We start from the raw sequence: 9,942 nt of genomic DNA on the forward strand, positions 1-9,942 counted from the left end.
CCACGGGGTATGGGTTGCCCACAAGGGAGTAGTGGTCAGGTGAACATCTTCACCACATTCTCCATCGCTTCATCGGCGAACCCTTGCAGGAAATCCCTGAAGCCCGACGGGGTATGGGCGTCGGTGTGGTCTGCAATGATGGTCCAGGTGGCGCGGCAGCGGTTGTCCGCCAGGGGCTCCACGCGCATGGCCGCCCAGAGGTTGTCGATGCCCAGGGTGTTGTAGATCAGCGTCCAGGTCATGTGCATGGCCTGGTCGTCACGGCTGTTGAGCTGTTCCACCACCAGGTTCTTTCCGTCGACGAAAAATTTCTTGCGCAGGGATCTCACCCCTTCGCCTGTCATCTCGATGCGCTCAAGCGCGGGGATAAAGCGGTTGAACCCGCCAAAGTCGCCCACCACTTCCCAGACTCGCGCCGCGTCAGCGGACACTTGCACCGAGGTTTCAACGTGACAGGCTTGAGGGTTCTTGATCAGTGTGTCGGGTTGAAATGTCGTCATGGTCTTGCTCCTTGCTTTGGGGTGGGATGGTTCAGATGAAATCAATGGCCTTGAGGTAGTCCGCGCCACGGCGTAGCAGGGCCGGAGATTTTTCCGGGTAGCGCGCGCCCATCTGCCGCACGCCGGACCGGGCGTTGTCGTGCCGGATCAGCGAGATGTCGCCGATGTCTTCCTCGAAGCCGTTCAGATAGAAACCCAGCACGCCGAACAACGCATTGTCTGCATCGACCCGCGCCAGTTGCCGTTGCCAGTCGGCGACGCTCACCAGAGAAAACGCCCGGCCGCTGTCCCGGAACGACGCCACGTAGGCGTCCCAGCTCAGCGGTTCGGGGTTGTGCAGGTTGAACACGGCCTGGTTCGGTTGGTAGCGGCTGGCGTGGAAGGCGATGAAGCGGGCCAGGAAGTCCACCGGCATCAGGTCGAAGTTGAGCGACAGGGCCGGTACCTGGCCGAGCTGGATCGAGCCCTTGAGCATCAGCATCAACCGGTTCTTGTGGGGTTGGCAGACCCCCGTCTGGCTGTTGAAGCTGATGTTGCCGGGACGGAACAGATTCACCCGCACGCCAAGGTCACGGGCCCGCTGCAGGATCCGCTCGCCGACCCATTTGGACAGGTTGTAGCCGTTCTTGATGTAGATCGGCGGTGTCTGCGCCGCTGGTTGCTCCAGCACCTGGCCATCGGCGTCGAGGGCGCTGGAAGCCGAAAGCGTCGAGACGAAGTTGAAGATCTTCTTGCGCCGTCCTTCGCACAGGCGCAGGCATTCGAAGATCGGCTCGACGTTGTCCCGCGCCAGGGACTCGTAGTCGAGCACGTGGTTGACGTGGGCCGCGTTGTGCACCAGCGCGCCGAAGGTGCTGTCGATGCGTTGGTAGATGTCGTCCGGCAAACCCAGTTGCGGTTGGGTGATGTCGGCGGCGTAGACGCTGACGCGACTCAGGTCCAGGTGCTCCAGGCGATTGTCCCGCAGGGCCTGGGCGAACCGTTCGGCCGCGCTTTGCCCGCCGGACTCACGCACCAGGCACGCAACCTCGGTGGCGCCCCACGCCAGCAACGCCTCGACGATGTGCACGCCGAGAAAGCTGTTGGCACCGGTCACCAGCACTTTGTGCACGTCACCGCTCTGGCTGATGGGCAGCGGATCAAGGTTGAGTTCCGCCTCGGCGTCGATGAAAGCCTGCGGGCTCAGCGTTGACGTACCGCCCTGTTCGGAGTCGTCGAGCAGCTTCGCCAGGGTGATCAGCGTCGGCGCTTCGATGAAGCGATTGATCGACAGGCTGCGGCCGAACGATTGGCGGATATTCAGCAGCAGTTGCGACAACAGAATCGAATGCCCACCAAGGTTGAAAAAGCTCTCGTCGGTGGCGATGTCCGCGACCGGCAATTCCAGCAGCTCGGCCCAAAGCGCTCGCAGCTGAATTTCCAAGGTGTTCTGCGGCTGGCGTCCCTGGCCACCGGCCTGAACCGGCCCCGCCGAGGCAAGCAACGCGCGGCGATCGACCTTGCCATTGCTGGTGTAGGGCAGGCTGGGCAGTTCGATATAGGCTGCCGGGTGCATGTAGCTGGGCAACCGGTCCTGCACATGCTCGCGCAATGCCTGGAGGGCCGCGCCGGGTCGGTCTTGCACAGGGTTCACCAGGAACGCCAGGATCCGCCGTCGTTCATCCACCCCTACCGCCACCTGACGAAACAACTGGCTGTCGCGCAGGCAATGTTCGATCTCCTCGGGCTCGACCCGAAAGCCACGGATCTTCACCTGGTTATCGCGACGTCCACACAGCTCGATCCCAGCGTCCGTCCACTGGCCGATATCACCGGTGCGATAGGCCCGTAGCGTCTGCCCGGTGGGCAGCGTCAGGTTGAGGTAACGCTCGGCGGTCAGCCCCGGGGCGTTCAGGTACCCCAGGCCGACGCCCGGCCCGGCGATGTAAAGCTCACCGGGCGTGCCGTCGGGCACCGGTTGCCGTTGCTCATCCAGAATCAGCACTCGGCCATTGGCGATCGGGCTGCCAAGGTTGCGATTGTTGTCGCCGCTGCCGAACTGCCGCGTGGTCGCCAGCACCGTGGTTTCGGTCGGGCCATAGATGTTGTGGAAGCGGCACTGTGGCGCCAGTTGCTCGATCACATACGGCTCGCAGACATCCCCTCCGGTTACCAGGTGTTCCACCCCCAGCGGCGCGTCCAGCGGCAGTACGCTCAACAGTGCCGGTGGCAGGAAGGCGTGGCTGACGCGTTGTGCGTGAATCAACGCGACCAGTTGTTGCGGGTCGCGGCGCTGGTCTTCGCTGGGCACGACCAACATTGCGCCCTGGATGAGCGTCGGCAGGATATCCAGCAGCGACGCGTCGAAGTTGATGGTGGAAAATTGCAGCGTGCGACTGTCGCCCTTCAACTGGACATGGTCGCTGTACCACGCGCAGAAATGGCTGAGGTTGCGCTGGCTGAGCAACACGCCTTTGGGCTGGCCGGTGGTACCGGAGGTGTAGATCGCCACGGCCGGCTCGTCGATGCCCGCCACGCGTCGGATTGTCGAGAGCGGGATGGCCGGTTTCGAAGAGGGCAGTCGATGGACGTTCAGCCTGGGTATTGCGCAGTCGTCCAGATCGCTCTGCGCCTCATGCAGCAGCAGATCGGCCCGGGCATTTTCCAGGATGAAGCGCCGCCGCTGCGCCGGGTGCTGCGGGTCCAGCGGCAGGTACACCGCCCCGCATCCCAGGACCGCCAGGATCGCTGCATACAGTGGCGCGGATTTGGGCAGGCACACGCCGATCACCTTCGGACGATCAGCCGCGCCCGGCAGGATTTCCAGCATCGATTGTTGCAACCTGAGCGTCAGGTCGCGCAAGGATCGGTAGTCGATGAGCTGACCGTCGACCCAAAGGGCCGGTTGCGTCGGTTGATCGAGCATGCGTTGTTCGATGCTGTGCATCACTGGCACTTGGGCGGCGGCCAGGAGCCAGGGCACCGGGGCGCGGTTGAGGTGATGTTCGAAAGCCAGCGGCTCCAGCGCATCGAGCCCGTGCAGGGGCTCGTCTGCAACGTCGGTTTCCAGCGTCGGCCAGGTGTCGAAGCGGGTCTCATCCCGCGAGAGCTGGCTGACCAGGCGGGCGCCATGCTCGACCACCGCCGCCAGCGCGCAGAGGCGCAAGGATTGGCCGTTGCCCCGGCTTGGCGGGGCGACCACTGCTCGGGATAACAGGCGCTGTGCAGCGTCGCGGAAAATCACCACCGGTTGCGGCAATGCCTGGCCTGGCAAGGCCTGGAGTGCCACGCGCACATGAAGGCGAAAGCGCGCCTGCGTGGCACACGGTAGCGTGCCATCATCGATCGACAGGTCGACCGCGCCGTGGCCGGTTGGCGTTGGTAAAACCGTGACTGAGTGGCCGTGCAGTTCAAGCTCCCGGGCCAGTTCGGCCATGGCCTGGCTGTTGCCGGATAGCGCAATTTCGAGGCGTTTCATTCAAAGCTCCTCAAGCGTTCAAGTAGTCGGCCAGGGCATCGCGCACGCACGGTGACGCGAGCATCGAGCTGGCGCGGAAAAACCGCGTGATATTGCTCACCAGCGGATGAAAACAATTGATGGGATAAGCCAGCGCGCTGGCATCTTCACGCAGCGACTGACGTACTGATTCATCAACGGGCAGATGGGCGATCAGCTCGAAATCGAACTGTTGTTGCAGGTCGCTCGCCAGGTACTCGGCAATGAAGCCTGGCATCAGTTGCGCGATGGCTTGGCGGTCTTCTTCCGGTGCGGTGCGCCAGTAAATCTGCACCAGCCGCGTCCAGAAACCGGAGTGTCGGCCCTCATCCAGCAAGTGGTCCGCCATCAAGCCCTTGATCGAGGCCTTGACCGAATCATCCCGGGCGAAGGCCGCCACCTCGTTGGTCACGGTGTTCTCGGCAATGGCGATGCAGATCAGCTCCACGGCACTGAGCAAACGTTCCGGCGCGCGCGCCAGAGTGGCCGGAATCGCACGGCTGAGTTCGATCTGGTCGGGCAGCGGGATCGGCTCGATGCCGGTCATGTCGATGGTCTGCTGCATGAAGTCCATGGCCACCAGCGCGTGATAGTCCTCATCCACTACCACAGTCATCGCGTCGTAGCGACAGGCGAACGGAAACTCGATGCCGAAGCGGTTCTTGGCGATGCGCCGCGCGGTGTGGTCCACCAGCTCGGTCTCGAAAATCACCACGTCGTTGATGAATTTGTAGAGGCTTTGCACCAGGACAAAATCGCGCAGCTGCGGGCAGTGGCTGAGGAAGGTCTGGCTGTGCACAAGGGGCTGACGGCTCATGGGAAAGATCAGCTTGTCATCATCCTCGACCCGGCGCCGTGGTCGGGTACGGATGGTGGCGCGGCTTTCCCAGGCATCGGCGAAGGACTGGTATGAAATGGCGTTCATGGCGTCACCTGCGCAACGGGCCGGGCCATGCTCTGACGCAAGCCATCCCACAACGCCGCGCGGCTCTGCACGGCAGCGAGGGCGGCGGTAAGGACTTCGCGTTCGCGTTGCGGGTCGCCATCGATCAGCCGCGCCAGCAGTTGTTCCGCCGCCGGGCCGTGGTCTTCGGAGTCCACCTCGATATGCCGTTGCAGGTAGTAACGAAACGTCGGTGCCTGGTCCAGGCCGAGGCCCCAGGCATCCAGCATGCGCTGAAACATCTGCGGGATGACGCTTTCGCGACCATGCACGAACGCGGCGGCCACGCTATGGGCCGGGGCGTGCAAGGCCGTGTGCAGGGTCTGGCGCACGAAGCGCGCCACGGCCGGGTCTACCTCGACGCTGTCCAGCGCGGTCTCGGGGCTGACGCCTTCCTGTTGCAAGGCAATGAATTGCTCAATGGCCCGGGTATCCGCGCCGACTTCGCGCATAGCGTCCAGGTACAGCTCGAAATGGCTGCAATAGCCCGCTCCGGGACGGTCATCGGATTCTTCCCCCAAGACGATTTCATTGATCAGGCGTGCTGCGTGCGGGTCGGCCGGAGGTAGCCACGGCAACTGAATACAGGTCAGCTCGCGCTGCAGGCGCTTGGTCAGGGACATGAAATCCCACACGGCAAAAACATGACTTTCCATGAAACGGCGCAACAGCTCGATTGATGTTACTTCGGAAAAAACCGGGTGCTCGCCAAGTTCGAGTTTGTTCAGGAAAAGTTGTTCTTTGGTTGGCTGCATTGGAACGTCCTCATCAATGTTTTTTGTCCGGAAGTTGCCTCGCCGTTTTAATCGGTGCGAGCGAGTGCGTGAACCGGAGTCCATGTTTTCTTGATACAGATGTTTTGTCTTTGCTCAGGGCTGAAAAGCCTGTGCAGGCCTGCCTGTCTTGAGTTTCTGGGCCGACGGCAACTCGACGTAGAAAAAGTTAGTGCATGTAACAAAGACTCCGCAAGTTATTTTTTATATATTTGAATTGATGTGTTTCTTGGGTATGAAGAAGGCTGCTAAAACTTTTCATATAAGTTTTATTGGGTCGAAGTTGCTCCTTCCGATTTATAAGTATCAGAATCGAATGGTACGAGTGAATGCCTCACCCGGAGCACTTCAGGGAACGGGAATTAAGTAAGTGATATTTTGTGGGCGGGAGACCGACCAGACTGGCGGGTCATCTCGCCGTTCGGACGACGCTCCTTGCGTGATGGCTTCGATTCGCCTGGGCCACAGCCAGGCGCTGACTTCTTCAGGTCTTTTTTGAATCGATAAACGCAAGAGTGAGCCCAAATGCATGGCAGTTCCATCGGACTGACGTCGCGATGGAACGCCGACGCAGTCAGAGCGCGCCGGACAGGGCTATGGGGTGTGTAGGAAGGATGTGTAAGAAAGTGCTACGCCGAGCAAGTCGCCGGCGCAGAGCGGGGGTTGCGCTTACTGGTTGAGGTATCGGCGCATGGTGACAGAGGCTTTTTCCAAGTGCTGCTCCAGCAAGGTGACCGCTGTATCGACATCCCTCGTCGTCGCGGCGGCAAGCATCGCGCGGTGGTCGTCCTGGGTCAGCGTGCCCAGGCCCATTGATGACATATGAAAGCGCAGGAAACGCTCTTCCTCATTGAGCTCGTGCTCGACCAGGTCAAGCAGCTTGGCGTTGGGTGCCCTGTGGTAAAGCGACATATGAAACAGCCGGTTGAGTCTGGCGATCTCGGCGTAGTCGGTTTGCGCTTCGAGTTGCTCGATGTATTGGGCGGCCATCGTCAGGTCGTCATCGTTGAGCAGCGGAACGGACAGGCGCAGGGCGAAGCTTTCCAGGACCGAACGCAGGGCATAGGTCTCGATCGCATTGCTGGTGATCAGCGGAGCCACCACGGCGCCCTTGTGCTGGACCACGTTGAGCAATGACTGCGCCTCGAGCTGACGTAATGCCTCGCGTACCGGCATGCGGCTGACGCCGAAGAGATCAGCCAGTTCCTGCTGGCGTAGCGCGGTGCCGCTGGGCAGGCGGCCGTCGAGAATGGCTTCGCGCAGGGAGCTCTCGATGATGGCGCGGGCCTGAGGCGCAGGAATGGGGCCTTTGACCTGGATAGTACTTAAAGGGTTGGGCTTTTTTGTCACAACAACACCCTGACTGGTAGTAGCGAAAATTGGATCCAGGCCAACATTAGTTACAGATTGCCGAGCCGTCAAAGCGTCGCGGCGCCGGTTCCTGAACTAAAGTTTAGACTGCTTGCGGTGATTGCATCCTGCCATTGTCTTTTGCCGAGCCAGGCTTCACCATCCAACGAATTTTCCAACCGCCCTTTTCGGACGTATTCCCCTTGGCTGCACCTTTTCCTGTCCTCAGCTCCATGCGTTGGCTGTGTTCGGCACTCGTGCTGGCCGGCCTGCTGCTGGCCGGCCTGCTGCTGGGCGGCCTGCGGGCCGATTGGGACTTTGCGCAGATCAGCCGCCGGGCGCAAGCGTTATATGGGCCGCTGGGTGAAGGGCAGCAACGGATCGACGCGTGGCAGCAATTATTGGCGACCCAGAAGCAGATTCCGGAACTGGAACAACTCAAGGTAGTGAACCTGTTTTTCAACAAACAGGTGCGCTACGTCGAAGACATCGACTTGTGGCGTGAGGTCGATTACTGGGAAACCCCGATCCAGGCCTTATGGAAGGGCGCGGGTGATTGCGAGGACTACGCCATCGCCAAGTATTTCAGCCTGCGCCGGCTCGGGGTGTCCAGTGACAAGCTGCGCATCACCTACGTCAAGGCCTTGCGGCAGAACCGGGCGCACATGGTGCTGACCTACTATGCCACCCCCGATGCCATGCCCTTGGTACTCGACAGCCTGATCGACGGTATCCAGCCGGCCAGCCAGCGAACCGACCTGCTGCCGGTCTACTCTTTCAATGCCGAAGGGCTGTGGCTGCCGGGCGCCAAGGGCAACAAAAAAGTGGGTGACACCAAGCGCCTGTCCCGCTGGCAGGATGTGTTGAAAAAAATGCAGGCCGAAGGTTTTCCGGTCGAGACGACTAACTAGGAGCGCGCGCTCAGATGTCCTTGTTCAAACAGCTGTTGATCGCTATCTGTCTGTTCCTGGTGGTTGCCTTCAGCGGCAGCTTCATGGTCAGCCTGGAAAGCTCGCGGACCCAGTACGTCAATCAGTTGCGCTCGCATGCGCAGGATGCGGCCACGGCGCTGGCCTTGTCGCTGACGCCGAATATCGACGACCCGGCAATGGTCGAGCTGATGGTCAGCTCGATCTTCGACAGCGGCTACTACGCGAGCATTCGCGTGGTCGACGTGAAGAACGACAGCACCATTGTCGAACGCACCGGCATTCCGGACGCCGGCAACGTGCCGCAGTGGTTCATCAAGCTCATTGGCCTGGAACCGGCCGGTGGCGATGCGCTCGTCAGTCGGGGCTGGGAGCAGGCGGCACGGGTCGAAGTGGTCAGCCACCCTATGTTCGCCCTCGCCAAGCTGTGGCAGAGCGCGCTGGGCAGCCTGGGCTGGCTGTTGCTGTGCGGCGCCGTGAGCGCGGTGCTGGGGGCCTTGCTGCTGCGTCGTCAGCTCAAGCCGCTGGATTACATGGTGCATCAGTCCCATGCCATCGCCCGTCGGGAATTCCTCAGTCTGCCGGAGCTGCCGCGTACCCCTGAGCTGCGCCGGGTGGTGCAGGCAATGAACCAGATGGTCGAAAAGCTCAAGGCGCTGTTCCAGGAGCAGGCCGAGCGCAGCGAAAAGCTGCGGGTCGAGTCCTATCAGGACAATCTCACGGGGCTGGCCAATCGACGTTACTTCGAAATGCAGCTGCATGCCCGGGTGAGCAATCCCGAGCAGGCCAGTTCCGGTTATCTGCTGTTGTTGCGAGTCAGGGACCTGGCCGGGTTGAACCAGCGGCTGGGCGGGCAGCGCACCGACCAGTTGCTCAAGGCGGTGGGCGAGCAGTTGCTGCGTGAATGCGCACGTTATCCGGAAACCCATAACCTGGTGACGCGCATCCGCGGCGGAGAGTTCGCCGTGTTGGCGCCCGGGCTGGTGCGCGAGGAAGCCTTGCAACTGGCACAGAATCTCGAAGGCGCGTTGGCGAGCCTGCACGCCACCGGCGCGACGGACGTCGCATCGGTGGCCGCCATCGGGCTGGCGCCTTTCGTCCACGGCGACTCGCCGCAAGCGGTGCTCCAGCTCGGCGACCAGGCGCTGGCCCAGGCCGAAACCCAGGGTGATCCGGGCTGGGCCTGCCTGGATCACAGTGCGTCGGCCAGCGTTGGCGATGATCACCATGCCTGGCACAACCTGCTTGACCAGGCGCTGAGCAACCAGCGCTTCGAGCTGTATTTCCAGCCGGTGGTGGCCGCCCAGGACACCCAGGTGGTGCTGCATTACAAAGTGCTCTCGCGGCTGCTCGACGATCAGGGCCAGAGCATTCCCGCCGGGCGTTTCCTGCCATGGCTGGAGCGCTTCGGCTGGACTGCGCGCCTGGACCGCCTGATGCTCGAACAGGTGCTCATGCATATGGCCGGGCACGAGCAATCCCTGGCGCTCAACCTGTCCTCTGCCACGCTGGCCGATCCCCAGGCGTTGAACAAGGTCTTTGAAGTCCTGCGGGCTCACGGCAATCTCGGGGCGCGCCTGACCCTGGAGATTGGTGAGGAGCAATTACCGGAGCAAGCGGTGCTGGAGCAGTTGACCCGCCAGTTGCGCGAGCTTGGTTTCTCCCTGAGCCTGCAGCGTTTTGGTGGGCGGTTCAGCATGATCGGCAATCTGTCGCGGTTGGGCCTGGCTTACCTGAAGATCGATGGCAGTTATATTCGAGCCATTGATCAGGAAAGTGACAAGCGTCTGTTCATCGAAGCCATTCAGCGTGCTGCCCATAGCATCGACCTGCCGCTGATTGCCGAGCGGGTGGAGACGGAAGGGGAGTTGGCGGTGATTCGTGAGATGGGGTTGTTCGGGGTGCAAGGGCAGTTGGTGGGCGAGCCTAAGCGTTGGGGGTGAGTGCTGCGTTGTCTGTCAGTGAGCCTTGG

7 protein-coding genes are annotated in these 9,942 nt (G+C 61.7%); 2 read left to right on the forward strand and 5 right to left on the reverse strand.

Annotated elements, in window-relative coordinates; translation table 11 throughout:
* Positions 1-35: 35 nt before the first annotated feature.
* From ACE04F_RS04665 to ACE04F_RS04685, 5 genes are all read right to left on the reverse strand, one after another.
* Positions 36-500 (reverse strand): SRPBCC family protein, encoded by a 465-nt coding sequence (locus tag ACE04F_RS04665; RefSeq protein ID WP_486105232.1) that lies wholly within the window; start codon positions 498-500, stop codon positions 36-38.
* 31 nt (positions 501-531) lie between these two features.
* Positions 532-3,957 (reverse strand): amino acid adenylation domain-containing protein, encoded by a 3,426-nt coding sequence (locus ACE04F_RS04670; protein WP_486105234.1) that lies wholly within the window; start codon positions 3,955-3,957, stop codon positions 532-534.
* Positions 3,958-3,967: 10 nt separating this feature from the next.
* Positions 3,968-4,900, reverse strand: a complete 933-nt coding sequence (locus ACE04F_RS04675) for a diiron oxygenase (RefSeq protein WP_486105236.1) — start codon at positions 4,898-4,900, stop codon at positions 3,968-3,970.
* Entirely contained in the window at positions 4,897-5,673 is a 777-nt protein-coding gene (locus ACE04F_RS04680; protein ID WP_486105237.1) for a DUF3050 domain-containing protein, read from the reverse strand. The genes ACE04F_RS04675 and ACE04F_RS04680 overlap by 4 nt, the downstream gene beginning before the upstream one ends.
* A gap of 687 nt (positions 5,674-6,360) precedes the next feature.
* A complete protein-coding gene (locus tag ACE04F_RS04685) occupies positions 6,361-7,041 on the reverse strand; it encodes a GntR family transcriptional regulator (RefSeq protein WP_486105239.1) in 681 nt (226 codons plus the stop codon).
* A gap of 233 nt (positions 7,042-7,274) precedes the next feature.
* Here ACE04F_RS04685 and lapG point away from each other — a divergent pair, with 233 nt between their 5' ends.
* Both lapG and lapD read left to right on the forward strand, forming a co-directional pair.
* Positions 7,275-7,952, forward strand: coding sequence for a cysteine protease LapG (gene lapG, locus ACE04F_RS04690; protein WP_486105240.1), 678 nt, complete (start codon positions 7,275-7,277; stop codon positions 7,950-7,952).
* Between the two features lie 14 nt (positions 7,953-7,966).
* On the forward strand, positions 7,967-9,913 hold the full coding sequence (lapD, locus tag ACE04F_RS04695; protein WP_486105242.1) for a cyclic di-GMP receptor LapD: 1,947 nt from the start codon (positions 7,967-7,969) through the stop codon (positions 9,911-9,913).
* Positions 9,914-9,942: the final 29 nt, after the last annotated feature.

The sequence above is a fragment of the Pseudomonas sp. AGC41 genome (assembly GCF_057334555.1).

Excerpts from the sequence above, each read along its gene's own strand:
- ACE04F_RS04665 (WP_486105232.1), bottom strand. The coding sequence starts at position 500 with ATGACGACATTTCAACCCGACACACTGATCAAGAACCCTCAAGCCTGT.
- ACE04F_RS04670 (WP_486105234.1), bottom strand. The coding sequence starts at position 3,957 with ATGAAACGCCTCGAAATTGCGCTATCCGGCAACAGCCAGGCCATGGCC.
- ACE04F_RS04675 (WP_486105236.1), bottom strand. The coding sequence starts at position 4,900 with ATGAACGCCATTTCATACCAGTCCTTCGCCGATGCCTGGGAAAGCCGC.
- ACE04F_RS04680 (WP_486105237.1), bottom strand. The coding sequence starts at position 5,673 with ATGCAGCCAACCAAAGAACAACTTTTCCTGAACAAACTCGAACTTGGC.
- lapG (WP_486105240.1), top strand. The coding sequence starts at position 7,275 with ATGCGTTGGCTGTGTTCGGCACTCGTGCTGGCCGGCCTGCTGCTGGCC.
- lapD (WP_486105242.1), top strand. The coding sequence starts at position 7,967 with ATGTCCTTGTTCAAACAGCTGTTGATCGCTATCTGTCTGTTCCTGGTG.